We start from the raw sequence: 23,112 nt of genomic DNA, 5'->3' as shown, positions 1-23,112 counted from the left end.
TCAGCTTGCCCAGGTCGGGCACATGCCACATCGGCTCACCACGGTAGGTCTTGACCTTGGTGCCGCCCGAGCGTTTCTTGGTGATCGCGGCCGCGCTGTCGGCCATCGAGGTGCGCATCGCCTCCTTCAAGGTGGCGATGAACTCGCCCGCGTCCAGAGGCTGGCGCAGGTTCTCGTAGTGCACGTCGCGGTTGTCCTCAAAATCGGCCGGCAGGTCCTCTTCGGGGTTGCGCCAGCGGGCGGCGCCGTCGACGTAGATCTCCCGGCGGCGCAGCGCGTCCTTCACCGCGATCAGCACGCACAGCTCATAAGAGACCCGCTCGACCACGCCGTCGCCGTCGACCACCGCCTCCCGCCACCCGTCCGGGACCACGCCGGTGATCGGTGCCGCCTCGACGCCGTCGTAGTGGCGGACCTTGCTCGGCACGTCGGCGTAGCGGCCCAGCAGGTCCAGGGCATCCATCACCGGCCGGTAAGCGGTGTTGTTGCACTTGAACTCGATCGCGGTCAGCAGCTTGGGCAGCATCCGCCGGTAGTAGCTGGAGTAAGAGCTGGTCAGCACGGTGCGCACCCGCGCCCGATAGGTCTTGGCGTCGGCCTTGGCTTCGGCTACCAGCGCTCGCAGCGTGCTCTCGCCGACCGCGGGGAAGACCACCTGCCGCACCGGCTTGTCAGGGGCGGCCAGGAAGGCCTCGGCGATCGAGTACAGCTTGGCGGTCTTGCCGTGCACCTTCTTGACCTCGGCGTACAGCGCCTGCTCGACCCGGCGCTCAGCCTTCGTGTTGACCTTCGAGACCAGGCCGATCAACAGGTCCACCAGGGCGTCGGTGATCTCAGCGGTACGGCACCAGGCCAACGCGGCCAGCAGCGTCAGGCGCACCGGCTCGGGGTTGGCAGCGAAATCAGAAGGGTGTGAAGCCATCGCCCGCGCCCGCCAGGAAGCCACCAGCTTGTCGGAGAACCCGCCGAACAAGTCCGCCGGCAACCCCAGCGCCTTGCTACGCCGTAGTTTGACGATCTCCTCCAACAGCGTCTCCAGCCCCAGCCGACCCGGGTCGGCCTTCAGCTCGGCCAAGAACCCATCCGCACCGGTGGCCAGCTCCAGCAACGCGGCGGTCGAGTCGGCCGACAGGCACCCGGTCACCCGCTCACAGAACGCCCGCTCGAACCGGGCCCGGCAGCCGCGCACGATGCGTTCGGTCCGGCCGGGCGGCTCAATCTTCAGGTTCCGGCAACGCAACAGCATCGCCGCCCGAATCCCCTCATCCGTCAGCACCATCGGGCAGATGTCACTGGCCAGCCACTCGATCAGCGCGTCCTCATCGGCCCGGGTCGACTCGTGAAACCCCAACGCCTTGCGGATCTGGGAACGGTGGTACTCGATCGTGCTGCCCGTCCACTGGTAGTCGGCCAGCAGGCCCGGCTCGACCTTCACCTGTCCAGCCACGTAGTCCACCGCGGCTTTGGGGAACTCCCCGACATGCCGAGGGAAGCGGGCCTCCAGCTCGAAGAACTTCAGCATCAGGCCGAAGCCCAGCCGTGTCGCGCCCGACTTGTTCGAGTCGTCATCCAGCAACGTCCACGCTGCGATCAGCTCTTCCGGTTCCCACTCCCGACGCATCAGCACACCGCCACTCGTCGAACGATCCCCGAGGTCGGGAACACAGTCGAAGGCCGCAGCACTGCTATCGGACGGTATGCCCGACTCGTGACGATCACGAACCGCAACCGTGATCTATCCCAGAGCTACTTTGGGGCTGGGGTCACGTTCGGGAGAAGACCCCCGAATCCCGCCGTGGCCGCGAAGGAGGCGATCACCCAGGCGATCAGCACGGAGACCGCGCCGAGTTGGGCGGCCGCCCGTAGACAGGCGGTAAGGACCGCTCGTCCATGTCCGAGCTGGCCGAGCCAGGCCACCAACGCGCCCAGCACGACGAGGGCAATCAAGGCCACCGGCAGGAGAGCGGTCAGGGAGATCAACGAAGAGGAACGCACAGCAGGTAGTGTGCCGCCGTCTACCAGCTCGACGATCGCCGGGGCGCTTCCACAGCAACCGCCTACGCCGTCTTCCTGCATGAGCGCGGCGCGGGCCTGTCAGGGCGCCAGACCCAGCTCACGCAGTTGTGCGGGCCGCAGCGGCCGCCAGCCACCGGTGTCAAGCTTGGCCAGTTCCGCCTCGACGTCCACGTTGATGACGCCAAAGAAGTTGATGTTGTCGCTGTGGCCGGGCGAGATGTGCGACAGGATCTCGTTGCTCACCTCCCGGCCCTGCGAACGCAGCTCCAGCACCGCCCGAGAATAATATTCGGTCGTTCAGGCGACCACCGAGTTGGTCAAGACGGTCAGGCACCACGCCTGCTCGGTCTGCTGCTCCAGATGCGGCCGGGTGATCGTGCCCAGCTGCGCTTAGTGCAGGTCGCGGCGCAGCGCGTGCAGGCTCTCCCCCTTGTTCAGCTGCCGCGAGATCTTCCTCCTGAAGACCGGGTCCGACAGGTACTTCGCGAGGTGGACGGTCCTTCTGAGCATGCCCCATTCCTTCAGCGCGGCGGCCAGGGTGTTCTGCCGCGAGGCGGCCGACCATTTGCCGACGATCAGCGAGGCGGTGGCCTGCCCGTACTTCAGCGACCCGGCCATCCGCAGCAGGTCCTGCCAGCAGCCGGGCACCAGGTCCTCATTCCAGCGCGCGCCCAGCAGCGGCCCGGCGTGCGGGTAACGCTTGGCTATCTCGGTCGGGGTCTCGTCCCGCACCAGGGTGACCCGGGTCAGGTCCCGCAACCGCGGAGTCAGCGCCTTGCCCACCAGGTCGAACAACGCAAAGTTGATCAACGTCGCGCCGTGAGTATCTGTCGCGTGCTCGGCGATCGGCAGGTCGGTCGCGTTGCCCAGGAAACCGTCCAGGACGAAGTGCGCCTCCCGCGCCGTCGGCACGATGATCTTCGTGCCGTACGTCGACCACTGATCGGAGACATGGGTGTACGTGGACAGCACCTGACCACCGTGAATGACCATGTTCCGGCCGGTCACGGTCTTGCCGCGGACGAACCGATCTTCTCGGAGAAGATCAGTACGCGGATCAAGGCGCGGCCGGAGTTCGTCAAGGCGATGGAGTACGCGCGCACCATCAAGAGCGCCGTGCCGCACCAGCGGGTGATCTTCACGGTGCATGAGATGAAGCGGCTCGGCCGCGGCGCCGCGGAGCTCCTGGCGATCGCCGAGGAACTGCGCTATCACGACATCGAGCTGGAGTTGCTGACCGGCCCGCTGCAGGGCATCTACAACCCCTCCGGGCACGGCGCGGCGTTGTTCGCCTTCTTCGCCGGGATGGCCGAGTCCGAGCGGGAGTACGTGCGGGAGAAGTCGCTGGAGGGTCAGGCCACGGCTCGCGAGCGCGGCCGTCATGGTGGGCGGCCGAAGGTGTTCGACGATGACATGATCGCCTACGCCCGGACGCTCCGCGCTCGTGGGGTGGCCGTGCCCGACATCGCCCGCAAGCTGGTCATCCCAGCGGGCAAGAACAAGGGCCGGCACCCCTCGGTGGCCAGCGTCTACCGGGTGCTCGTCGACGGCGAGAGCGCCGCGGCGCCGGCGTGAACAGCTTCAGGTCAGGGGCACGCGCTGCTCGGCCTGCGTGCGGATGGCGGCCACTTTCGAGCAGATCGCCCTGGCCGCCGACACCGCCATCGGTCCTGCCATCCCCCCGGCAGCGAGTTGGCCAGCCCTCGCGCACTGACACCGAAGAGAGGAGTTCGAGATGGGATGGGACATCCTCATCGGCATCCTGATCGCGGTCGCGGCCAGCTGGATGCTGCTGATCGTCGCCTTGGTCTTGATCCGGCCGAAGGGTTCGTTGCTCACTGAGGCGCTACGCATCCTTCCCGACCTGCTGCGCTTGCTTCGCCGCCTGGCCGCCGACCACACACTACCGACTGGCATCCGCGTACGGCTCGGCCTGCTCCTGGCCTATCTGGCAGTGCCCATCGACTTGATCCCTGACTTCATTCCCATCCTCGGCTACGCCGACGACGCGATCATCGTCACGTTCGTCCTGCGCGGCGTAGTCCGCCGCGCAGGTCTGAGCGCCGTCCACCAGCACTGGCCCGGAAGCGATGACGGCTTCACCGCACTCTGCGACTCACCGGCATTGCCAGCAGTCCCGCCCGCCCCGAATAGTCAGCTGAGTGGTACCAATCTCGCCTTCAAAACCGCAGACAAACGGCGGCATTTCATGTCGAGCTCGAACGCTCGTACAGGTTCAGGTGGGTCAAGAAGGTCATGGCGACAGGAACACGGCGATGTCGTTGTCGGTGCCGGGTAGGGGCGAGATGAGCCGCCAGCCGAGGTTGCGGTAGAAGGCGATGGTGCTGGTGACGTCTCGGTGTGTCAGGAGCCAGGCCCGGCCTTGGGGTGCGCCGCTGGCCAGGGCGAGCAGAAGGTCGCGGCGACGGGCGTGTGGGCGGACGGCCTGATCCAGCCGGTGGCGAACCCGTCGATGCAGCGGCCGGTTCCGGTGGCGATCACGGCGCGAAAGCCGGGCCGGTGGGCGTCGGTGTCCAGCCGGTGGCGAAACTCCTCGACCCGGGTGTGGTCTTCGTTCCAGGGCGGCTGGGAGAACACCTCGGCGTAAGCCTGACAGAGTTGGTCGGCGATGGCCAGGGCGGTCCTGCCGGGGTAGCGGACGATGCTCGGCAGGGCGGGGCCGGGGCTGCCCGTGGTGGTCATCGGGATGTCCTTGCTGTCGTGGGAGGGGTGGCGGCGCGCCGCCAGGCGGCGCCTCGCAGCAGGCGCAGCCCGTTGAGGCCGACGATGACGGTGGAGCCCTCGTGTCCGGCCACGCCGAGCGGCAGCGGCAGGTCGCCGAGCAGGTCCCAGGCCACCAGCACGGCGATGAAGGTGGCGGCGATGATCAGGTTGGCGATGACCAGGCGGCGGGCGCGCCGGGCCAGGGCGAGTACGGCGGGGACGGTGGCCAGTTCGTCGCGGGTGATGACCGCGTCGGCGGTATCGAGGGTGAGGTCAGCGCCGGCGCGGCCCATGGCGATGCCGGCGTGGGCGGTGGCCAGGGCGGGGGCGTCGTTGACACCGTCGCCGACCAGCGCCACCCGTGCCTGCTGCTGCAGTTCGCGTACCGCGTGCACCTTGTCCTCGGGCAGCAGGCCGGCCCGTACGTCGGTGATGCCGGCCTGGCCGGCCATCCGGGCCGCCGCGCGGGGGTTGTCGCCGGTCAAGAGAACCGGAATGGAGCCGGTCAAGCTGGTCAGCTGCGTGACCGCCTGCGCAGCGTCGGGGCGCAGGCGGTCGGCCAGGCCGAGCACCGCGGCGGGGCGGCCGTCCAGGAGCATCAGCACGGCGCTGTGCCCGTCGTCTTCGAGTTCGGCCACCACCGCGCGGGCCTGCGCCGCATCACCGGCGTCACTGGACGCGGTCGGGTCCAGCAGGTGGGCGGGGCTGCCGATCTCGACCAGGTGTCCGTCGACGTGGGCGCGCACCCCTCGCCCGGGCAGGGCGGCGAAGCCGGTAGCGGCGGGCAGCGGTAGTGCCTGGTGGTGGGCGGCGGCGACGATGGCGCGGCCCAGCGGATGTTCAGAGCCCTGTTCGGCGGCGGCCGCGAGCGTGAGCAGCCGGTCGATCTGCGTTGCGGCCTGGGCCCCGGGCTCGCTGCTTCGGTCGCCCGCCGGGTGGGGCAGGGCGCGCAGGTGGGCCAGGTGCGGGCGGCCTTCGGTCAGGGTGCCGGTCTTGTCGAAGGCGACCTGGGTGACGTCGGCCAGTTGTTCCATCACCACGGCGGATTTGACCAGCACGCCGTTGCGTCCGGCGGTGGCAATGGCGGCCAGCAGCGGCGGCATGGTGGCCAGCACTACCGCGCACGGCGAGGCCACGATCATGAAGGTCATCGCCCGCAGCAGGCTGTCTTGTACCGGCGTGCCCCACAGTAGGGGCAGCGCGAACAGGGCCAGGGTGGCGGCGACCATCACCACGGAGTAGCGCTGCTCGACCTTCTCGATGAACAGCTGGGTGCGCGCCTTGGTGGCGCTGGCCTGCTCGACCATCGCCACGATGCGGGCGATCACCGTCTGCGACGCCGGCCGGGTGACGTGCACGCGCAGCACGCCGGTGCCGTTCACCGTGCCGGCGAACACCTCATCGCCGGTCTGCTTGTCCACCGGCAGGCTCTCACCGGTGATGGAGGCCTGGTCGACGTCGCTGGCCCCGGCGACCACCTGGCCGTCGGCGCCGATGCGCTCTCCCGGCCGTACCACGATGACATCGCCGATGTGCAGGTCGGCGGCCGCCACGACCTTTTCGGTGCCGCTGTCGTCGATGCGGGTGGCCTGGTCGGGGGCCAAGTCCAGCAGGCCGCGCACGGAGTCCTCAGTGCGTTTGGTGGCCAGGGATTCCAGCGCGCCGGAGGTGGCGAAGATGACGATCAGCAGCGCGCCGTCGAAGACCTGCCCGATCGCCGCCGCGCCGATCGCCGCGGCGACCATCAGCAGATCGACGTCCAGCGTGCGCTCGCGCAGCGCCTTCAACCCGGCCAAGCCCGGCTCCCAGCCGCCGGCGGCATAACAGGCCAGGTACAGGCTCCACCACAGCCATGGTGGCGCGCCGACCAGCTGGGTGGCGCCGCCGGCGGCGAACAGCGCGGTGGCGGCGATGGCCCAGCGCACCTCTGGCAGCGAGCCGGCGCCGGAGCGCCACCACGTGGCCGGCCGGGACGTCGCGGCCGGGGGTGGGGCAGCGGGAGAACGGCTCAGATCTGTTATCACCGAAGCATCGTATATGCGTATACACGCAGATATGCAAATAGTGAGGTTCGGGGATATGCTGACGGCATGCACACCTCGCTGACCGATTTCGACATGCCGAACGAGGAACAGGTGCACTTGGCCGCCGAGTCGTTCCGGCTGCTGTCCGACCCCACCCGCATCAAGATCCTGTGGGCGCTGCTGCAGGGCGAGTCCAACGTCGCCTGCCTGGCCGAACTCGCCGACGCCGCCCCCACCACGGTCAGTCAGCACCTGGCCAAGCTGCGCCTGGCCGGGCTGGTCAAGGGCCGCCGCGAGGGCACCTTCGTCTACTACAGCGCCGCCGACGACCACGTACGCCGCCTGCTCGGCGAAGGCCTCTACCACGCCGACCACATCGACCGCGGCGGCCAGGCCGACCATCAGAGCGGCGATCAGGCCCCCGCCGAGACCGTACGCACCGCTTCCTGACCCGGCGTCGCATGGGGCCCCTTGGCGCCGACGTGGCCGACCGGATGCAACCGGTCAGCTCTCACTCAGGCTGACCGGAAGGGACAGCTTCCAGCTCCAGATGACGGTTCATGTCGAGCTCGAAGCGCCCGTACAGGTTCAGATGGGTCCAGAACAGGGCCGACAGGCCCCGCCTGTCGGCCGGGGTGAGCTTCTTCTGCCAGGCCGGGTCACGTAGCACGAGCTGGATCATCACCGTGTTCAGGTAGGCGATTCGCCGCGGCGAGCAGGTGCGATCGTTATCTGGGGTTATTGACGTCTTCTCGCAGGTCAGAGTGAGATGATCTTGTCATGAACGTAAGGCACGTTGGCCAGTGCCCAAGGCACGTTGCATCGCACGCGTGTCCAGGTGCTTCGCCCGAACCCGCGACGCCGGTCGAAGTCGGCGCTGGGCCCCCTGCCTTGGTCAGCCATTGCGTCGGCGAGTCGCAGGGTCGTACTAAGCGGTGATGCGGGCGGGGGGGCGCGGATCCTGGCGGGGTTGCAGGCGTGTGCGGATGCCGACGGGAAGATCGGCTGGACGGTGAGTGTGAACTCCGCCATCGCGCGGGCGCACCAGCACGTGGCCGGGGCGCGCCGAGACGGCCACCTGCAGAAGGAGCCGTCATCGGCTCCATCCACACCGGCGCCGTGCGCGCGTACGACGTCATCCGGATGCTGTCGCGCGACGGGCGCCCGACCGCTGGGCGACGCGATTGCCCACTACGGGCGGATCTCCAAGACCCTGCACATCCTGCGCCTGGCCGACGAGCCCGGCTACCGCAGGTGGATCAAAGTGCAGGCCAACCTCCAGGAAGGCCGCCACGCGCTCGCCCGGAAGATCTTCCACGGCAAGCAGGGGCAGCTCTACCACCGCTACCAGGACGGCATGGAAGACCGGCTCGGCGCCCTGGGCCTGGTCCTCAACGCGCTCGTGCTGTTCAACACCCGCTACATGGACGCCGCGGTCAACCAGCTGCGCGCCAACGGCTTCAACGTCCGCGACGAGGATGTGGCCCGCCTCTCCCCGTTCGTGCGGCACCACATCAACATGCTGGGCCGCTACTCGTTCCAGCTTCCTGAGCTGCCCGGCGGGCTGCGGCCGCTGTGCGACAAGGACGCCACCGACGACGAGTAGGCCGACGGCTGCGGCCGGCGCCGTTGGGCGTTTGCCGCAGCCTCGGACATCGCCAGACCCCGGCTCCACTCGCTACGCTGCACGTGAAAGGTGCCCCCACCCGCATCCGATCCCAGCCTTCGGCAAGCCGGATCATTGCAGGTCGCGGGTCACCTTTTCCAGCTGGTGACGGGCAGCCACCAGCCCTGGAACTCGCGGTGAAACACCGAGCTGGAGGTTCCGGTCGGCGGCGGAGGCCCAACACTAATGATCACCGGAGTCACCAGGGAGCCTGCAGCATGACCGGCACCACGGAGGCCCTTGGCGGGTCGGCCGCAGTCGACAATGCAGCACGAAGTGTCACGCGCCCGTTCTACGTATACGCCGTGCTTACCAACACGCTATTCCAGCGCGGCGTATTCATCCTCTTCCTTCAGCAGCGAGGCTTCTCCGCCGAGCAAGTGGCCCTACTGCAGACACTGCTCTACCTGGTCAGCGGACTTGCGGAGTTGCCGACGGGAGTCATCGCCGACCGAATCGGCAGGCGTGCCAGCATCGTGATCGGCCAGATGCTGATAGCTGGATGTCTGCTCGGTCAGGTGGCGTTCTCCAACTACTGGGTGTTCCTGGCGCTGTTCATCGGGCAGGGCGTGGGCATGGCATGTGTGTCCGGTTCGGACACCGCCCTGCTGTACGACCTGCTCGTGCGTCGTGGTGCAACGGCCAGCTACGTCAAGATCAAGTCTCGGTTCACCATGCTCGGGACGGTCACCTCGGGAGCCGCCATCGTCCTCGGCGGCCAACTGCAGCAGATTTCCTGGGGAGTCGTCTACGTCGGTTCGGCGGCGTGCCTCGCCCTAGGGCCTGTACGGAGTTGAGATCAGAGGGATTCGCTGCGCTATGGTCTGCGATCCTGGTACGCCTTCGCCATGGCGCGTGGAGACCTCACCGATGAGGAATGGTTCTTGATCGAGCCTCGCCTGCCGTTGGGTGAGCGAGGCCCGATCCCGGACCTGCGGCAGCAGTTCAACGCGATGATGTGGCGCTTTCGGACCGGCAGTCCGTGGCGGGACCTGCCCGCCGAGTACGGGCCCTGGTCCACCGTTATGTCGATCTTCACGTATGATCATCGCGTTGAACAGAGTGTTTGCGGGATGGACATGTCCATGTCGCGGCCGATTGCTCAACACCACGTGCCGCCTGAGAGGTCCCGGCTCAGGACCGTGGCGGGCGACCCGAAGGAAGCGAAGAAGGCCGCCGCCCCATCGTCGCTTGCTAGATCAATCCAGCCAGTCAGCGACCGTCGCGACGTACTCGCGCGTCTCCGTCAGGGGCAGGAGGTGCCCGGCCGATGGAAAGGTGCGGTGCGTCCAGTCGGGGCGGCGAGCGGCCACGTCGTCGATGGTGGTCGTGGTGACCAGCTTGTCCTGCGCCCCGGCCAGCAGCAGCGTGGGCATGCCGAGCTGGTCGATCATCCGGTGGGCCGCATCCCGGTTGACGTAGAGGCTGGACAGCACCGAGGCGAAGGCCGCGATGGCGTCACCGAGGCGGCGCGGGTCGGTGGCCCGGAGCTCGTCGCGCAGCAGGGCCAGCATTTCGGGCGAGAGCCGTTCGAGGTCATCACCGACCACGCCGCCCGACCAGGCGCCGGGATCGGCGTAGGCACGCAGCTTGAAATCGATCATGCGCTGGCCCGCCACTCGCAGCACGCCCCGCAGCAGCCCGGGCCCGACCACGAGCAGCGGGCGGCCCAGAACGCGCCAAAAGGTAACCTCGTCCGGCGGGATCGGGCCGGGCAGCGCCGGGCAGGCCAGGACGAGACGATCGACCCGGTCCGGCGAGGACGTCGCGAAGTGCACCGCGACCAGGCCGCCCATGGACCAGCCGTGGGTGACGGTGACCTTGAGCCCCATGCGGCCGGTGAACGCTCGCAGGAAACGCGCGCCCAGTTCGGCCTTGGACGCGCGCGGGTGCGGCGAGTCGGTGTGGCCGAAGACCGAGCCCGGCAGGTCGGGCGCGATCACCGGACCGTGGGCGCTCAGCTCGGCGATGGTGTCCATCCACATCGACGCGCTACCGGCCAGGGGGTGAATCAGCAGGTGGGTGAGCCTGCCCTGGCCCTTCCCCGCGCTCAGGTAATGGACCTTGGTGCCGGAGACGTCGATCTCCTGGCTGCGGATTCCGGCCCACCGTGGGGAACGTTCGCCCCAGTCTGCATACCGCACCCCTTCAGCCTGCCACGCCGGGCCCGAGGGGTGGACCCAATTGGGGCGCCGGGAAAGATCAGCAGAGGATCAGAGACGCCCTCTCAGCACGGTCCGATCAATGGGCTCGCGGCCTTGGTGGACTGGATCCGGAGCTTGCGCAGTTCGCCATGGACCGCTTCTAGCCGGGCGGTGAGGTCGGCGACCTCGGCGCGCAGTTGGCGGTTGCGCTCCAGCGCGGTCTCCAGCCTGCTCTGCAGCGAGGCCTCGCTGGCGCCCTGGGCACGGGACCTTGAAGTCTTTGGCGTGCGCTGCCGGAGCTGGCCGATCGCCTCGATCAGGTCGGGCTGGGTGTATAGCCAGGACCGGGAGACCGCGGCGGCCTCGGCGATGCCGACCACGGTGGGGCGGTCGCCGCGGCGCTCGGCGGCCGTGATGGCGTCCTGGGCGCGATGGCGGGCCTGCTGGTGGCGCTGCTTGGACGCCTCGATGAGGAAGCGGGCGTTGTCAGCCGGCGGCATCGAGGTCGGTCACCTTTCCCCTGCCACGATCTGGCCGTCTGTGGTCTGCTCCAGGGCGTCGATGATCTGGTCGAGCTTGCGCAGGGTGCGGGTGTTCTTCTCGGCGACCCGGGCCAGGCCGGAGGCGGTGGCGTCGGCGATGAGCCGCTCGGTCTCCTCATGCTGGCGGCGGTGCTGGGCCAGGAAGTCGGTGGTGGTGATGAAGAAGCGGCAGTCCAGGCACGGGTTGGCGTATTCGCAGTCGGTCTGGATCGGTGCCCCGCAGTAGCCGTTGGGCAGGGTGACCTTGGCGCGGACCATGCTGAGCTTCATCCAGGCGGCGTCCGCGAGTGGGTGCTCGGGGTCGAGTTGGACGGGCTGGCCGTCGGCGTTGACCTTCGTCGCCCGTTCCCAGTGCTGGCGGACGGTCTTGTCCAGCAGTCGGGCGTAGACGGCCGTCATCTGCGGGGACATGTGGTCGAGCAGTTGCTGGACCACATGTTGGGGAACGTTGGCGTTGATCAGTCGGGTCGCCAGCGTGTGCCGAAACTGGTGAAACGTGATCTTGACGGGTCGACCGTGCTCGTCACGCAGGTCGAGCGTGTCGAGCCAAGCCTTCAGCTGGTCACGGAGACGACGGTCGCTGACCGGCTTGCTGCCGTCGAGGTTGGCGTTCGTGGCGGGAAACAGCCATGGCGTCCCGTTCGGGAAACGGCGGTGAACGGCGCCTTGCTGGACGGCGATTCTGTCGGCGAGGGCTGTGCTGAGCGGGAAGAACGCGGGCCGGTTGTGGATCTTTCGGTTCAGCCAGGCCAGGTAGGGGTTGCCCGAGGCGTCACGCACGATGCAGTCGAAGGGCAGCCACCTCGCGTCCTTGATACGAAGCCCGCATGCGATGAGCAGTTCGAGCAGCAGCCGGCCGTCGTCGGAGGGGAACTTCGCGAGCGCTTCGGGTCTTTCAAGCTGGCGCATCAAGGGTTCGGGGATGAAGCGCGGCTTGCTCACTCGCGGACGTGGTCCGTCGTCGTGGTAGAGGAAGGCGCTGCCGGGCAGCTCGGGCAGCCACTCGTGTCGGTGGATGTCCTTGAGCAGGGTGGAGATCGAGCTGATCTGGTGGGAGCGGGTGGTTGGGTCGGGCACCTGGGGGTGCAAGGCCGCGATCCAGGTCTCGAGGCGTTCGCGGGTCACATCTCCGCGGAGCCATCCTGTGGATCCGAAGCCTCCAACCCATCTAGAGATCAGAACTCCGTACAGGCCCTAGCCGTGGTGGTGCTGATGTCACGGGTGCCCGAGATCCGCGGCGCGGACGCGGTGGACGAGCAGGACGGAGCCGAGGAGCAGCACGGCGACGCCACAGCATGGCGGGCAATGCTTCGGGTCGCCACGCCGGCGCTCGTGACGCTTGTCGTGGTGTCCGGATTGATGCATGCGACTTTGACGCCGTACATCATTTTTACGCAGAAGACCCTCTCCGATCAGGGAGCGGGCATCGCATTGGTCAGCGTGGTCATATCGGCGGGATTCTTCGCTGGCGGGCTCACTCCGCTGCTGTCGGACCGCGCGGACCGGCGCATCGGGTATTGGGTCATAGTCCCGGTGTCTCTCCTGACGCTCGCCGCGGCACTCGGCCTGAGCGGCCTCGGTCTTGTCTGGGTCACCATCGCCGCGTTCCTGGCCCTGGTCGGGATTCCCGAGATCACCGCCGTGATCGTGGACAACGTGTTCAACGAGGCCGTGCCGTCGCGCCACCGGGCGAGCCTGCTGTCGATGATCGCATTCGTGGAGTCGGCGCTCATCGGCATCGGCTATCTCGTCCTCGGCGCGCTCATGGACGGGCTGGGCTCCAGTGTGGGCATGGCCACCTACGCCGCGGTCCCTCTGCTGGCATGTCTCCTGTGGCTCCCGGTGCTCTTCCGAGGGGCACGGGTGACCATCGAGATCGAGAAGCCCGCCGACCAAAAGGCATCCTGAAACAGACCATCTCGAGTAACGCCCTGCCCGATGGGAAGGGCGTTGCTCGTTGACATGTCGCTCCCAGTCGGCGACGGTTCCAACGCTTCCATCCGCCGCTCATTCCGACGACGCACAGCCGTCTCCGGCCGACGAGGTCACCGGCGCGGGCGCCGAGCAGCAGCAGACCGCCGATGACGAGGGTCTAGGCGTCCTGCACCCATGACAGGGTGGCTGGGCTCAGATCCAGATCGGCGCGGATGCTCGGCAGCCCCGTGAAGATGACCGAGTTGTCGAGCAGGATCATGAAGTAGCCGATCAGGATGATCGCAAGGATCGCGGTCGGGCGTGCCGCAGACCGTTGCGCGGTGCCGGCGGCGGGGTTGAATCGCATACTGCTGCCCCTCGTGTGCGGATGGGATGTTTCCAGTCAACGACCATCCGGGCGGGTGAGGGAGGACCGCTCGTTCGGGGTACTGGCCTTACCTCCTTCACGACCGTCACCGTGCTTACCCTGGGGGTTATGGGCCATATCAACCACCGCGCCGAGGTCCGCGAGTTTCTCAGCTCACGGCGGGCGCGCATCACTCCGGAGCACGCGGGGCTGCCCGCCTACGGCGGCAACCGGCGCGTCCAGGGACTGCGGCGCGAAGAGGTCGCGATGCTCGCCGGGGTTTCCATCGACTACTACGTCCGCATGGAGCGCGGGAATTTGTCCGGTGCACGCGATCGTGCGCATCGTGCGCTCGTGCATCTGCGGCAGCGACCTGCACCCGTACCACGACCTGCCGGCCTCGCAGCAGGGCATCCCGATGGGCCATGAGTTCCTCGGCGTGATCGAAGACCTCGGCACGGAGGTATCCGGGCTCAAGCGCGGCGACCTGGTGGTGGCGCCGTTCGCCTACGCCGACAACACCTGCGACCTATGCCGCGAGGGCCTGCACACCTCCTGCCCCAACGGCGGCTTCTGGGCCGCCGGCGACGTCGGCGGGGCCCAGGCCGAGGCGATCCGCGTCCCGCAGGCGCAGGGCACCTTGGTCAAGCTGCCCGTCGGCGAGGACAGCGAGCTGCTGCCGTCGCTACTGACCCTGGCCGACGTGTACGGCACCGGCCACCACGCCGCCAAGCAGGCTCACGTCAACGCGCGCACCACGGTCGCGGTCATCGGCGACGGCGCGGTCGGGCTGATGGCGCTACTGTCGGCCCGCCGGCTCGGCGCCGAGCGGGTCATCCTGATGGGACGCCACGACGACCGCACCAAGCTCGGCATCGACTTCGGCGCCACCGACGTCGTACCCGAGCGCGGCGCCGAGGGCATCGAGAAGGTGCGCGAGCTGACCGGCGGACAGGGCATCCACGCGGTGCTGGAGGCGGTCGGCTACCGAGACGCCTACGAGACGGCGGTCGGCATCGTCCGCGCCGGCGGGGTGATCAGCCGGGTCGGCGTGCCGCAGTACGAGGAGGCGCCGATCGGGTTCGGCAGCCTGTTCGGCCCGAACATCACGCTGACCGGTGGTCCGGCTCCGGTGCGCGCCTACATCGACGAGCTGCTGCCGGGCGTGCTGGAGGGCACGGTCGAGCCGGGCCGGGTGTTCGACCAGGCGCTCGGTCTGGAGCAGGTGCCCGACGGCTACCGCGCGATGGACGAGCGAACCGCGCTGAAGGTGCTCATCCGCCCCTGACCACGCACCGCACCCAGCACCGAACACCGAACATCCAGCAGCGAAGGAGCACACATGGCCATCAGCGACGCAGCCCGGCGCGCCCACGAGGAGCTGTTCCCCGGCCACGTCCCGACGCTCGCGCGCGCCGACCCCGAACTGGTCGAGGTCTTCGACAACTTCGCCTTCGACGAGGCCCTGCGCCACGGCGACCTGGACGTGCGGACGCGGCTCATGGTCCAGCTTTCCGCCTTGATCGCCTGCCAGGCGGTAGGCAAGTACCGGGTCATGCTGGGGGCGGCGCTGACCGCCGGCGTCACGCCTGTTGAGGTCAAGGAGATTGTCTACCAGGCGGTGCCGTACGTCGGCATGGCCAAGGTCTTCCGCGCCGGAGGACGAGCAGCACATTCAGCGCTTTTTGTCCTCGAACTGCTTCGGCGACCACCTCACCCGCGCCGGCCTGGACCTGCCGACGCGTGAGCTGCTGACCTTCGCCATGCTGGTCGCGCTCGGCGGCTGCGAGCCGCAGGCCAAGGGGCACGTGGCGGCGAACCTCAACGTCGGCAACGACCGCGCCCGCCTGCTCGCGGTGCTCACCCAGCTGATCGCTTTCATCGGCTACCCGCGCACGCTCAACGGCCTGCGCGTCCTGGACGAGGTGACCCTATGACCGCGCGTACCTGGCTCATCACCGGCGTCAGCAGCGGCTTCGGCCGCGAGCTCACCGAGCAGTTGCTCCAGCGGGGCGATCGCGTCGTGGGCACCGTCCGCGACACCGGCAAGGTCGCCGACCTGGCCGGGCAGTATCCGGACACGTTCCGCGCCGAGGTGCTGGACGTGACGAGCCCGCGCCGCTGCGCCTGATGCTCGGCTCCCAGGCTCTGAAGTCCACGCTGGCCGTACTGCGCAAGCGCGTCGCCGACTTCGAAACGCAGGCCGACCTGGCCGCCTCCACGGACTTCCCGCCGGGCGGGTGAACCGGGTTTACCAACAACGGACCTCGCCCCGGCATGCCGGTCATCCGGCCTTGACCGGCCAGGGGTAGGTCCGACGACGACTATTGACGATGGAAGGCTCTCATGCGAGCAACCCTGATCTACGGCGCGGGTGACGTGCGCGTGGAGAACGTGCCCGACCCGGTGCTGCGGGAACCGACCGACGCCCTGGTACGCGTGCTGCGCTCGTGCGTGTGCGGCAGCGATCTGTGGCCCTACAAGTCGCGCCCGGCCACCGGGCAGGGCGACCGGATCGGGCACGAGTTCCTGGGTGTCGTGGAGGACGCCGGCTCCGAGGCCGGCACCCTGCGCAGGGGCGACGTGGTGGTGGCGCCGTTCGTGTGGGCGGACAACACCTGCGACTTCTGCCGCGAGGGCCTGCAGACCTCGTGCCGGCACGGCGGCCAGTGGGGCGCCGACGGCGTGGACGGCGGCCAGGGTGAGGCGGTCCGCGTCCCGCAGGCCGCCGGCACCCTGGTCAAGCTGCCCGTCGGAGAGGACAGTGAGCTGCTGCCGTCCCTGCTGACACTGTCGGACGTCTTCCCGACCGGCCACCCATTGCGCGGTCACCGCCGGAGTCGGCCGGGGCACGACGGTGACGGTGATCGGCGACGGCGCGGTCGGGCTGATGGCGGTGCTGTCGGCCAAGCGGCTCGGCGCCGAGCAGATCATCCTGATGGGCCGGCACACGGAACGCACCGACCTGGGCCGCGCTTTCGGCGCCACCGACGTCGTCGAGGAGCGGGGCGATGAGGGCGTCGAGCGGGTCCGGGAGCTGACCGGCGGCGACGGCACCCACGCCGTGCTGGAGTGCGTCGGCACCGAGCAGGCCATCGTCACAGCGTTCGCGGTGGCCCGCGACGGCGGCACGGTCAGCCGGGTCGGCGCGCCCCAGTACGAGAAGGTGCCGATGGGGTTCGGCGAGTTCATGCGCAACCTCACCCTGACCGGCGGCGTCGCCCCGGCCCGCGCCTACATCGAGGAACTGCTGCCCGAAATCCTCGACGGCAGCTTGCAGCCCGGCCGGGTGTTCGACCGCACCGTCGGCCTGGAGCAGGTACCCGACGGGTACCGCGCGATGAACGGCCGCCAGGCGCTCAAGGTCCTCATCCGCCCGTAGCGCGCCGAGAGGCGGATCGCTCTCTTACCGATGGTGCTGGGAGGCACAGCTCATGAACCTGACGTTGAACAACGGCGTCTCGATGCCCGCTTTGGGATTCGGGGTGTTCCAGACGCCGCCCGAGGAGACGGTCGAGGCGGTGCGGTCGGCTCTTAAGATCGGGTACCGGCTGATCGACACCGCTGCGGCCTACGGCAACGAACGCCAGGTCGGTGAGGCGATCCGCCGTTCCAGCCTGGACCGCGACGAGGTGTTCGTCGAGACCAAGGTGTGGATCAGCGACTTCGGCTACGACGAGACGCTGCACGCCTTCGACAAGAGCGCGGGCAAGCTGGGCGTCGAGACCATCGACCTGTTCGTCCTCCACCAGGCGCTTCCGTCTCGGTTCGAGTTGACCCTGCAGGCCTACCGCGCTCTGGAAACGCTGCTGGCCGACGGGCGGGTGAGGGCCATCGGCGTCAGCAACTTCATGCCCGGCCACCTGGAGGCGCTGATGAAGGAGGCGTCGGTGGTGCCCGCGGTCAACCAGGTCGAGGTGCATCCCTACTTCACCCAGCCGCAGGTGCAGGCCGCCGACACCGCGCGGCAGATCATCACCCAGGCGTGGTCGCCGATCGGCGGGATCACCAGTTACCGCGGCACCGGCACCAGCACGTTCGACGACCCGGTCATCAACCGGATCGCCGCCGCGTACGGCAAGACGCCCGCCCAGGTCATGATCCGCTGGCACCTGCAGGAGGGGCGGGCGGCCATCCCCAAGTCGGTGCGCCCCGAACGCATCGCGGAGAACTTCGCGGTGTTCGACTTCGACCTCACCGACGCCGAACGCGCGGCCTTGGACGCCCTCGACACCGGGGTGCGCGGCGGCCCTGAACCCGAGGACGTCACCTTGGAGGCCTTCGGGAGGGCCATCCCCGAAGCCTGACCTGGAGAAAGGAATCACAGGCATGCGCACGAGGGCGTCCCGCACACCCGGGAACAGCGATCTGGAGGTCTCCGCCCTCGGGTTGGGGTGCATGGAGCTACGGGCAGCCTGTTGACGTTCAGGCGGGCACCGCCCTGATCCGCGCCGCGGTCGAGCCGGGCGTCACCTTCTTCGACACCGCCGAGGTCTACGGCCCCTTCACCAACGAGGAACTGGTCGGCACGGCTCTCGCCCCGGTCCGCGACCAGGTCGTGACAGCGACCAAGTTCGGATCCGACCTCGACCCGGGCAGCGGGGCGCGGCGGCGGCCTCAACAGCCGGCCGGACCACATCAAGCAGGTCGCCGAGGCGTCCCTCAAGCGCCTGTCGTCCGGCGACCTCCACGAGCTTGACCAAGATCACCGCTGACCCCACGGATCTCGTGCCGGTGCATGTGGAAGCCGCCGCTCATTGGCCCAGGCTCACGACCGGACCGCGCTGAAGGTCCTCATCCGATTCTGACCCGAAGGAGCATCTCTCGATGGCCGCCTGGACCAGCGACGAACTTACCGCGATCGGCGAGGCCGAGGAGCTCGACCTCGCCTCCCGCCGCGCGAACGGCAACCTGCGCCGCCCGGTGACGATGTGGGTCGTCCGTGTCGGCGACGACCTGTACGTGCGCTGCATGAACGGCCGCTCCGGCGCCTGGTACCGCGGCGCGCAGACCCGCCACCAGGGCCGCATCACGGCCGGCGGCGTGGCAGCCGAGGTGACCTTCGCCGACGCCGACCCCGCCGACTCTGCCGTCCACGACCGGATCGACGAGGTCTACCGCACCAAGTACCGCCGCTACGGCGCCGACATCATCGGCGGCGTCGTCAACCCCGAGTCGCGAGCCGCGACGATCAAACTCGTTCCCGAGAGGTCATCATGAAGAACATCACGCTGGGCGATCTGGACGTTTCCCGCATCGGGCTGGGCTGTATGGGCATGTCCCACGGCTACACCGGCGCCGGCAGCGACGACGCCGAGTCCATCCGCACCATCCACCGCGCGCTGGAGCTGGGCGTCACCCTCCTCGACACCGCCGAGATCTACGGCCCGTACACCAACGAAGAGCTCCTCGGCAGGGCGCTCAAGGGCCGCCGCGACCAGGTGGTGATCGCCACCAAGTTCGGTCTGGTCTCCCATGCCGGCGACGGCCCCTGGAACCTCGACAGCAGCCCGGCCAACATCCGCACCGCGGTCGAGGGCTCGCTCAGGCGCCTGGGTACCGACCACATCGACCTGTACTACCAGTGAGTCTGCTGGTGCGACGCTGGTAGCGCTCACCGCGCCCTCAACGGTGTGAAACTTTGACCACACCGGGACTCCAGGAGTCCGTCTACACCACCATGTCGGGACAGCGATAGTCCTGTCCACTGGGTCAGAGGAGCCAGTTGCCCGCTCGTGGCGACTTCACCAGTGCTGCCGCCGGGGTCAGTGTGCTCGCCGCGGCGGGCGACAGGGCGTCGAGGATGAGTGCCAGGTAGCGGCGCCAGCCCTCGGTCTTGAGATCCATGCTCCACAGGGTGCTGACAAGCATGGCCATGATCCTGGGCAGGTCGTCCTGGACGATGTCGGCCCGCAGCAGACCGGCCTGCTGGGCCCGCCGGGCGAGCAGGGAAAGCGCCTCGAAGAACGCGGTGGACAGGTCGGGGGTGAGAGAGCCGGCGTCCTTCGCGGCGGCCAGGGTGTTCATCTCGCGGGACACCATGGCCACGGCGGTTTCTATCAGCGTGGTGAGGCCGTGCAGCGGGTTGTCGTCAACGAGCGCTCGTTCAATCGCGGGAGCGAGGTCCTCGGCGACACTCTGGTCCAGGATGGCCCGGACCAGGTCCCCCTTGTGCGGAAAGTGGCGGTAGAGCGTTCGGATGCCCACCCCCGCGCGCCGAGCGATCTCCTCGAGCGGCACGTCCGGGCCCGCGTCAGCGAACACCGCGCGCGCAGTGCGCAGGATCCGTTCGACGTTGCGCGCGGCGTCGGCTCGCAAGTGCCGCTCGGTTTGGGTGACCACCACACAAGAGTATCAACCGGCAGTCGACTGTCGATTATATCTCGCCAAGTGAGATGATCCTTGGTGGTCAGCCCGCAAGGCGGTCTACCTCAGACGGCCTTGCTAGGCTCGGTCGTCATGGCGGCGAGTTTCGTCTCCCGGCGTTTCTTGAGGGCCTCGATCACGATCGGGATGATCGAGACTGCAGCGATTACCGCCAGCATGTTGAGCAGAATGGTGTTGACGTTGTCGCGCACCCATGGAATCTGACCGAGGAGGCCGCCGAGCAGGGTCATGCTCATGGCCCACAGCACGCCGCCGATGGCCGAGTAGACGAAGTATTTCCTCGGGTCCATCCGGCCGATGCCGGCGATGAGAGTGATGAGCGTGCGGGCCAGTGGAATGAATCGGGCCAGGACGATCGCGCGGGGGCCGTGCCTTTCGAAGAACCGCTCGGCCTTCTCGACCTGGCCCTTCCTCAGCAGCTTGGCGTTGGGGCGGTTGAACAGCGGTGGCCCTACCCTCACGCCTATCCAGTAGCCGCACATGTTGCCGAGGACGGCGGCCGCGGTGACCACCACGCACACGAGTGCGAGGTCGGGCCTGATGGCGCCGGTGGCCGCGAGCAGGCCGGCGGTGAACAGTGTCGGGTCGCCGGGCAGGACGAGGCCGATCAGCAGGCCGCATTCGGCGAAGATAATGAGGAATATGCCGAACAGTACGAATGGTCCGAGCCAATGGAGAATGGCCACGACATCAAACATTAAACGTCACCTTTGTGGTCTGGGTCCGGTGATGCCACGGCACCCAGGCCCGGAAGACAGTGAGACATGACGGAGTGCGCCGGACATGAGGCGCCGGCCGCCGGCTCAACGTCGAACCGGCGGCGTGAATCGCATGACTTTCCCGGCATTTCGGCGTGGGCTCCAGCTCGCCGGGACGGGTGAGGCTTACTCGCCCGCGCGTGTCGGACTGGCCACGATGGCCTGTAACAGCTGGGCGATTTCCTCGCCGGGATCCGCGGGCGTGGTGTAGCCGGTCTCGTCGCGGATTTCAGCCAGGTGGTCACGCACGTCCTCAACGGACAGTGCGGGGTGGTGGAAGCCGCGAGTTCGGCCGGTGAAGAATCTGGCGACCTGCCCGGCGCCCGCGGTGTAGATCTCACCGGTGACGGGGCAGTCCTCGTGGGCGAGGAACGCGACCACCGGGGACACGAGCGCGGGATCGAGCTTGCCGGTGACGGCGTTCATCATCGCTTGAGCCGCGGGATCGAGTTTCCGGCCGGTGTCGTCTCCCATGGAGTGGGTGAGCATGCGGGTGGCGGCGATCGGGGCGATGGCGTTGACCTTGATGCCGTGCTGGGCGCCTTCCTGGGCGAGGACCCGGGTGAGGCCGATCAGGCCGGTCTTCGCCGCACCGTAGTTGCTCTTCCGTGCGGTGCCCAGTATTCCGGCTGCCGAGGTGGTGTTGACTACGCGGCCATACCCCTGTCGCCGCATGGCTCGCCACGCCGGTCCGGTGACGTGGAACGCGCCGCGCAGGTGCACGTCGATGACCGGATCGAGCAGTTCCGCGGTCAGATCGTGGAATGGCGTGTCACGCAGGATGCCGGCGTTGTTGACGAGGATGTCGACCTGTCCGTAGGTGGCGAGTGCGGTCCGGACGATGGCCTCGCCACCCTCGGGCGTGGCGACGCTGTGGGTGTCGGCGACCGCTTCGCCGCCCAGTGCGCGGATCTCCTCGGCGACGGCCACCGCCGGGGCGGCGTCCAGTCCGTCGCCGGTCACCGAGCCGCCGATGTCGTTGACGACCACCTTCGCGCCGCGGGAGGACAGCAACAACGCATGGTGCTTGCCGAGCCCGCCGCCGGCGCCGGTGACGATCGCGACCCTGCCGTCGAACCTGAGGTCGGTCATGGCTGCTCCCAGGTGATCGGCATCCGTTCGGGGGCGCGGCTGGACGCCCTGGTCTTCCCCACGACGTCCTCTTCGGGTTCGGCGAACCGCAGTCCCGGCAGTGGGTCGAGCAGTGTGCGCAGCGAGACCTGCAGTTCCATCCGAGCGGCGCCGGGCGTGGGAGGCTGCGAGCGCGGGTCGAGGCCCAGCTTCCGGGATGCGAACGGAAAGGTCCTGGGGTGTGCGGTGGTCATGGCCGTTTCCCCTTGTGTTTGCCGGTTCACCAGGTGACGGGCAGCTCGTGGACGCCGTAGATGCTCATGTCGTTGCGGAACCGGATGTCCTCGAGGGGCGCGGCGAGCCGGAGTCCGGGGAGCCGTCGCAGCAGGGTGGGCAGCGCGATCTGGAGTTCGGCGCGGGCGAGGGTCTGGCCGAGGCACTGGTGGACGCCGTAGCCGAAGGCGAGGTGACCGCGGGCGGCGCGGTCGAGGTCGAGTGTGTCGGGCTCGCCGGTGAAGGCCGGGTCCCAGTTTCCGGCGGGCAGGTTCATGACCAGACCCTCCCCGGCTTGGATGAGCTGCCCGCCGATCTCGACGTCCTCCTTGGCCACGCGGGCGACGAGACTGTGCACGATCGTCAGGTAGCGCAACAGTTCCTCGACCGCGTTCGCGACGACGGCCGGGTCGTCGGTGTCACGGACCACGGCTGCCTTGTCCGGGTTCTCCAGCAGGGCCACCGTGCCCAGCGCGATCATGTTGGCGGTGGTCTCGTGGCCGGCGTTGAGCAGGATGATTCCGTTCATCGCCGCCGTCTCCCGGCGCAGTTCCCCGGTCTGGACGTGCTCTTGGATGATGCGGCTGATCAGGTCATCGCCCGGCTCGCGTTCCTTGCGGGCCACCAACTCCATCATGTAGCCGAAGAACTGCCTGGAGGCTGCGGCTTTCTCCTCCCGGGAGGTGTTCATGTTCATTATGGTGCCGGTGATCGTCTGGAAGAAGTCGTGGTCGGTGTAGGGGACGCCGAGCAGCAGGGAGATCACCAGCGACGGGATCGGCAGCGCGTAATCGGGAACAAGGTCGGCCGGCTGCCCCTTGGCGATCATCTTGTCGATGAAGTCGTTCGCCATCTCCTCGATCTGGGGCCGCATCGCGTTGATCCGCTTGACGGTGAAGTCCTTGGTGAGCATGCGACGCAGCCGGGCATGCTCAGGGTCGTCCATGCGCGGGAAGATGTCCGGCGCGTTGGGGCCGTCGTGCGCGCCGTTGCTCTGCAGCGCCAGGGCTTCCGCGCTGATCCGTGGGTCGGTCATGGCGGTCTTGATGTCCTCGTACCGGCTGACCACCCATACCGTGTGGCCGTTCCAGTTCGCCTGTCGCAGGCCGTTCTCCTCGCGCCACCGCTGATACTCGGCCGGCGGGTTGAACGGGCAGCGAGCGGAACGCTCGCCGGGGAAGATCGGAAGAGTCGTGTCCTTGGTGTTGGTCGTGGTGCTCATGAAG

The 23,112-nt window shown here is 68.3% G+C and carries 28 protein-coding genes and 5 pseudogenes; 18 read left to right on the top strand and 15 right to left on the bottom strand.

Annotated features, from left to right (window positions below):
- Positions 1 to 1,258: 1,258 nt before the first annotated feature.
- From KLK06_RS59540 to KLK06_RS04305, 3 genes and pseudogenes are all read right to left on the bottom strand, one after another.
- Positions 1,259 to 1,621 (bottom strand): annotated as a pseudogene (locus KLK06_RS59540) (DUF4158 domain-containing protein); the annotation flags it as partial.
- Positions 1,622 to 1,746: 125 nt separating this feature from the next.
- Positions 1,747 to 1,995 carry a hypothetical protein gene (locus tag KLK06_RS04315; protein ID WP_214634000.1) on the bottom strand — a complete coding sequence of 83 codons (249 nt, stop codon included), beginning with the start codon at positions 1,993 to 1,995 and terminating at the stop codon, positions 1,747 to 1,749.
- 99 nt (positions 1,996 to 2,094) lie between these two features.
- A pseudogene (locus tag KLK06_RS04305) lies at positions 2,095 to 3,009 on the bottom strand (Tn3 family transposase).
- Between KLK06_RS04305 and KLK06_RS04300 the strand changes: the two are divergent.
- Together KLK06_RS04300 and KLK06_RS04295 are read left to right on the top strand one after the other, a co-directional pair.
- On the top strand, positions 2,998 to 3,591 hold the full coding sequence (locus tag KLK06_RS04300; RefSeq protein ID WP_214633997.1) for a recombinase family protein: 594 nt from the start codon (positions 2,998 to 3,000) through the stop codon (positions 3,589 to 3,591). The pseudogene KLK06_RS04305 and the gene KLK06_RS04300 overlap by 12 nt on opposite strands.
- 160 nt (positions 3,592 to 3,751) lie before the next feature.
- The gene (locus KLK06_RS04295; RefSeq protein ID WP_214633996.1) at positions 3,752 to 4,315 is read left to right on the top strand and encodes a YkvA family protein; all 564 of its coding nucleotides are present in this window, start codon (positions 3,752 to 3,754) and stop codon (positions 4,313 to 4,315) included.
- 65 nt (positions 4,316 to 4,380) lie between these two features.
- On the opposite strand, the gene KLK06_RS04290 is transcribed toward KLK06_RS04295, so the two are convergent.
- Together KLK06_RS04290 and KLK06_RS04285 are read right to left on the bottom strand one after the other, a co-directional pair.
- Entirely contained in the window at positions 4,381 to 4,719 is a 339-nt protein-coding gene (locus KLK06_RS04290) for a hypothetical protein (protein WP_214633995.1), read from the bottom strand.
- The gene (locus KLK06_RS04285) at positions 4,716 to 6,764 is read right to left on the bottom strand and encodes a heavy metal translocating P-type ATPase (protein ID WP_374197097.1); all 2,049 of its coding nucleotides are present in this window, start codon (positions 6,762 to 6,764) and stop codon (positions 4,716 to 4,718) included. Before KLK06_RS04285 ends, KLK06_RS04290 begins: the two co-directional genes overlap by 4 nt.
- Before the next feature lie 66 nt (positions 6,765 to 6,830).
- Here KLK06_RS04285 and KLK06_RS04280 point away from each other — a divergent pair, with 66 nt between their 5' ends.
- Positions 6,831 to 7,214, top strand: a complete 384-nt coding sequence (locus KLK06_RS04280; RefSeq protein WP_214633994.1) for a metalloregulator ArsR/SmtB family transcription factor — start codon at positions 6,831 to 6,833, stop codon at positions 7,212 to 7,214.
- Positions 7,215 to 7,275: 61 nt separating this feature from the next.
- Here KLK06_RS04280 and KLK06_RS04275 read toward each other — a convergent pair whose 3' ends face one another.
- Positions 7,276 to 7,458, bottom strand: coding sequence for a Tn3 family transposase (locus KLK06_RS04275; protein WP_284734904.1), 183 nt, complete (start codon positions 7,456 to 7,458; stop codon positions 7,276 to 7,278).
- Between the two features lie 398 nt (positions 7,459 to 7,856).
- Here KLK06_RS04275 and KLK06_RS04270 point away from each other — a divergent pair.
- The 3 genes and pseudogenes from KLK06_RS04270 to KLK06_RS62945 all read left to right on the top strand — a co-directional run.
- Positions 7,857 to 8,370: pseudogene (locus KLK06_RS04270) on the top strand (Tn3 family transposase); the annotation flags it as partial.
- 278 nt (positions 8,371 to 8,648) lie between these two features.
- Complete coding sequence (locus tag KLK06_RS04265; protein WP_214633991.1) at positions 8,649 to 9,227, top strand: MFS transporter; 579 nt, start codon at positions 8,649 to 8,651, stop codon at positions 9,225 to 9,227.
- A 51-nt stretch (positions 9,228 to 9,278) separates the two neighbouring features.
- Positions 9,279 to 9,455: pseudogene (locus KLK06_RS62945) on the top strand (transposase); the annotation flags it as partial.
- Between the two features lie 174 nt (positions 9,456 to 9,629).
- Here KLK06_RS62945 and KLK06_RS04255 read toward each other — a convergent pair.
- From KLK06_RS04255 to KLK06_RS04245, 3 genes are all read right to left on the bottom strand, one after another.
- Positions 9,630 to 10,574, bottom strand: a complete 945-nt coding sequence (locus KLK06_RS04255) for an alpha/beta fold hydrolase (RefSeq protein ID WP_214633990.1) — start codon at positions 10,572 to 10,574, stop codon at positions 9,630 to 9,632.
- An 83-nt stretch (positions 10,575 to 10,657) separates the two neighbouring features.
- Complete coding sequence (locus KLK06_RS04250) at positions 10,658 to 11,074, bottom strand: DUF6262 family protein (protein WP_214633989.1); 417 nt, start codon at positions 11,072 to 11,074, stop codon at positions 10,658 to 10,660.
- Positions 11,075 to 11,083: 9 nt separating this feature from the next.
- A complete protein-coding gene (locus KLK06_RS04245; RefSeq protein WP_214633988.1) occupies positions 11,084 to 12,241 on the bottom strand; it encodes a tyrosine-type recombinase/integrase in 1,158 nt (385 codons plus the stop codon).
- A 75-nt stretch (positions 12,242 to 12,316) separates the two neighbouring features.
- Here KLK06_RS04245 and KLK06_RS04240 point away from each other — a divergent pair, with 75 nt between their 5' ends.
- Positions 12,317 to 13,024, top strand: a complete 708-nt coding sequence (locus KLK06_RS04240) for a hypothetical protein (RefSeq protein WP_214633987.1) — start codon at positions 12,317 to 12,319, stop codon at positions 13,022 to 13,024.
- 184 nt (positions 13,025 to 13,208) lie between these two features.
- Here KLK06_RS04240 and KLK06_RS04235 read toward each other — a convergent pair whose 3' ends face one another.
- Positions 13,209 to 13,397 carry a hypothetical protein gene (locus KLK06_RS04235; RefSeq protein ID WP_214633986.1) on the bottom strand — a complete coding sequence of 63 codons (189 nt, stop codon included), beginning with the start codon at positions 13,395 to 13,397 and terminating at the stop codon, positions 13,209 to 13,211.
- A gap of 129 nt (positions 13,398 to 13,526) precedes the next feature.
- Between KLK06_RS04235 and KLK06_RS04230 the strand changes: the two are divergent.
- From KLK06_RS04230 to KLK06_RS04185, 11 genes and pseudogenes are all read left to right on the top strand, one after another.
- Positions 13,527 to 13,725: pseudogene (locus tag KLK06_RS04230) on the top strand (transcriptional regulator); the annotation flags it as partial.
- The gene (locus tag KLK06_RS04225) at positions 13,714 to 14,685 is read left to right on the top strand and encodes a zinc-binding dehydrogenase (protein ID WP_214634676.1); all 972 of its coding nucleotides are present in this window, start codon (positions 13,714 to 13,716) and stop codon (positions 14,683 to 14,685) included. The pseudogene KLK06_RS04230 and the gene KLK06_RS04225, both read left to right, overlap by 12 nt.
- A gap of 54 nt (positions 14,686 to 14,739) precedes the next feature.
- Positions 14,740 to 15,144, top strand: coding sequence for a carboxymuconolactone decarboxylase family protein (locus KLK06_RS04220; RefSeq protein WP_214633985.1), 405 nt, complete (start codon positions 14,740 to 14,742; stop codon positions 15,142 to 15,144).
- The gene (locus KLK06_RS04215; protein WP_214633984.1) at positions 15,083 to 15,334 is read left to right on the top strand and encodes a carboxymuconolactone decarboxylase family protein; all 252 of its coding nucleotides are present in this window, start codon (positions 15,083 to 15,085) and stop codon (positions 15,332 to 15,334) included. The genes KLK06_RS04220 and KLK06_RS04215 overlap by 62 nt, the downstream gene beginning before the upstream one ends.
- On the top strand, positions 15,331 to 15,528 hold the full coding sequence (locus KLK06_RS04210; RefSeq protein ID WP_214633983.1) for a hypothetical protein: 198 nt from the start codon (positions 15,331 to 15,333) through the stop codon (positions 15,526 to 15,528). Before KLK06_RS04215 ends, KLK06_RS04210 begins: the two co-directional genes overlap by 4 nt.
- Positions 15,529 to 15,743: 215 nt before the next feature.
- On the top strand, positions 15,744 to 16,412 hold the full coding sequence (locus KLK06_RS62195) for an alcohol dehydrogenase catalytic domain-containing protein (RefSeq protein ID WP_308168097.1): 669 nt from the start codon (positions 15,744 to 15,746) through the stop codon (positions 16,410 to 16,412).
- Positions 16,336 to 16,779 carry a zinc-binding dehydrogenase gene (locus KLK06_RS62190; protein ID WP_308168096.1) on the top strand — a complete coding sequence of 148 codons (444 nt, stop codon included), beginning with the start codon at positions 16,336 to 16,338 and terminating at the stop codon, positions 16,777 to 16,779. Before KLK06_RS62195 ends, KLK06_RS62190 begins: the two co-directional genes overlap by 77 nt.
- Positions 16,780 to 16,831: 52 nt before the next feature.
- A complete protein-coding gene (locus KLK06_RS04200) occupies positions 16,832 to 17,704 on the top strand; it encodes an aldo/keto reductase (protein ID WP_214633982.1) in 873 nt (290 codons plus the stop codon).
- On the top strand, positions 17,701 to 18,096 hold the full coding sequence (locus tag KLK06_RS04195; RefSeq protein WP_308168146.1) for an aldo/keto reductase: 396 nt from the start codon (positions 17,701 to 17,703) through the stop codon (positions 18,094 to 18,096). The genes KLK06_RS04200 and KLK06_RS04195 overlap by 4 nt, the downstream gene beginning before the upstream one ends.
- Positions 18,097 to 18,224: 128 nt before the next feature.
- Positions 18,225 to 18,617 (top strand): DUF2255 family protein, encoded by a 393-nt coding sequence (locus KLK06_RS04190; RefSeq protein ID WP_214633981.1) that lies wholly within the window; start codon positions 18,225 to 18,227, stop codon positions 18,615 to 18,617.
- Positions 18,614 to 18,985 carry an aldo/keto reductase gene (locus tag KLK06_RS04185; protein WP_250904913.1) on the top strand — a complete coding sequence of 124 codons (372 nt, stop codon included), beginning with the start codon at positions 18,614 to 18,616 and terminating at the stop codon, positions 18,983 to 18,985. Before KLK06_RS04190 ends, KLK06_RS04185 begins: the two co-directional genes overlap by 4 nt.
- A 124-nt stretch (positions 18,986 to 19,109) precedes the next feature.
- Here KLK06_RS04185 and KLK06_RS04180 read toward each other — a convergent pair whose 3' ends face one another.
- The 5 genes from KLK06_RS04180 to KLK06_RS04160 form a co-directional block, all read right to left on the bottom strand.
- Positions 19,110 to 19,739: a helix-turn-helix domain-containing protein gene (locus KLK06_RS04180; protein ID WP_308168095.1), complete on the bottom strand. Its 630-nt coding sequence runs from the start codon at positions 19,737 to 19,739 to the stop codon at positions 19,110 to 19,112.
- An 89-nt stretch (positions 19,740 to 19,828) separates the two neighbouring features.
- Positions 19,829 to 20,482 (bottom strand): DedA family protein, encoded by a 654-nt coding sequence (locus tag KLK06_RS04175; RefSeq protein WP_214633979.1) that lies wholly within the window; start codon positions 20,480 to 20,482, stop codon positions 19,829 to 19,831.
- A gap of 186 nt (positions 20,483 to 20,668) precedes the next feature.
- The gene (locus KLK06_RS04170; RefSeq protein WP_214633978.1) at positions 20,669 to 21,634 is read right to left on the bottom strand and encodes an SDR family NAD(P)-dependent oxidoreductase; all 966 of its coding nucleotides are present in this window, start codon (positions 21,632 to 21,634) and stop codon (positions 20,669 to 20,671) included.
- Positions 21,631 to 21,867, bottom strand: a complete 237-nt coding sequence (locus KLK06_RS04165) for a hypothetical protein (protein ID WP_214633977.1) — start codon at positions 21,865 to 21,867, stop codon at positions 21,631 to 21,633. Before KLK06_RS04165 ends, KLK06_RS04170 begins: the two co-directional genes overlap by 4 nt.
- A gap of 26 nt (positions 21,868 to 21,893) precedes the next feature.
- Positions 21,894 to 23,108, bottom strand: coding sequence for a cytochrome P450 (locus KLK06_RS04160; RefSeq protein WP_214633976.1), 1,215 nt, complete (start codon positions 23,106 to 23,108; stop codon positions 21,894 to 21,896).
- Between the last annotated feature and the right edge of the window lie 4 nt (positions 23,109 to 23,112).

This window comes from Nonomuraea sp. NEAU-A123, from assembly GCF_018603905.1.
In the GTDB taxonomy this organism is placed as follows: domain Bacteria; phylum Actinomycetota; class Actinomycetes; order Streptosporangiales; family Streptosporangiaceae; genus Nonomuraea.
The sequence above is the reverse complement of the archived record's forward strand: the minus strand, read 5'-3'. Positions and strand labels throughout refer to the sequence as shown.

What these genes read in the sequence shown, in the direction of transcription:
- KLK06_RS04295 (WP_214633996.1), top strand. Translation starts at nt 3,752, where the DNA reads ATGGGATGGGACATCCTCATCGGCATCCTGATCGCGGTCGCGGCCAGC.
- KLK06_RS62195 (WP_308168097.1), top strand. Translation starts at nt 15,744, where the DNA reads ATGCGAGCAACCCTGATCTACGGCGCGGGTGACGTGCGCGTGGAGAAC.
- KLK06_RS04210 (WP_214633983.1), top strand. Translation starts at nt 15,331, where the DNA reads ATGACCGCGCGTACCTGGCTCATCACCGGCGTCAGCAGCGGCTTCGGC.
- KLK06_RS62190 (WP_308168096.1), top strand. Translation starts at nt 16,336, where the DNA reads ATGGGCCGGCACACGGAACGCACCGACCTGGGCCGCGCTTTCGGCGCC.
- KLK06_RS04235 (WP_214633986.1), bottom strand. Translation starts at nt 13,397, where the DNA reads ATGCGATTCAACCCCGCCGCCGGCACCGCGCAACGGTCTGCGGCACGC.
- KLK06_RS04290 (WP_214633995.1), bottom strand. Translation starts at nt 4,719, where the DNA reads ATGACCACCACGGGCAGCCCCGGCCCCGCCCTGCCGAGCATCGTCCGC.
- KLK06_RS04165 (WP_214633977.1), bottom strand. Translation starts at nt 21,867, where the DNA reads ATGACCACCGCACACCCCAGGACCTTTCCGTTCGCATCCCGGAAGCTG.
- KLK06_RS04170 (WP_214633978.1), bottom strand. Translation starts at nt 21,634, where the DNA reads ATGACCGACCTCAGGTTCGACGGCAGGGTCGCGATCGTCACCGGCGCC.
- KLK06_RS04265 (WP_214633991.1), top strand. Translation starts at nt 8,649, where the DNA reads ATGACCGGCACCACGGAGGCCCTTGGCGGGTCGGCCGCAGTCGACAAT.
- KLK06_RS04185 (WP_250904913.1), top strand. Translation starts at nt 18,614, where the DNA reads ATGAAGAACATCACGCTGGGCGATCTGGACGTTTCCCGCATCGGGCTG.
- KLK06_RS04175 (WP_214633979.1), bottom strand. Translation starts at nt 20,482, where the DNA reads ATGTTTGATGTCGTGGCCATTCTCCATTGGCTCGGACCATTCGTACTG.
- KLK06_RS04280 (WP_214633994.1), top strand. Translation starts at nt 6,831, where the DNA reads ATGCACACCTCGCTGACCGATTTCGACATGCCGAACGAGGAACAGGTG.
- KLK06_RS04220 (WP_214633985.1), top strand. Translation starts at nt 14,740, where the DNA reads ATGGCCATCAGCGACGCAGCCCGGCGCGCCCACGAGGAGCTGTTCCCC.
- KLK06_RS04160 (WP_214633976.1), bottom strand. Translation starts at nt 23,108, where the DNA reads ATGAGCACCACGACCAACACCAAGGACACGACTCTTCCGATCTTCCCC.
- KLK06_RS04250 (WP_214633989.1), bottom strand. Translation starts at nt 11,074, where the DNA reads ATGCCGCCGGCTGACAACGCCCGCTTCCTCATCGAGGCGTCCAAGCAG.
- KLK06_RS04200 (WP_214633982.1), top strand. Translation starts at nt 16,832, where the DNA reads ATGAACCTGACGTTGAACAACGGCGTCTCGATGCCCGCTTTGGGATTC.
- KLK06_RS04190 (WP_214633981.1), top strand. Translation starts at nt 18,225, where the DNA reads ATGGCCGCCTGGACCAGCGACGAACTTACCGCGATCGGCGAGGCCGAG.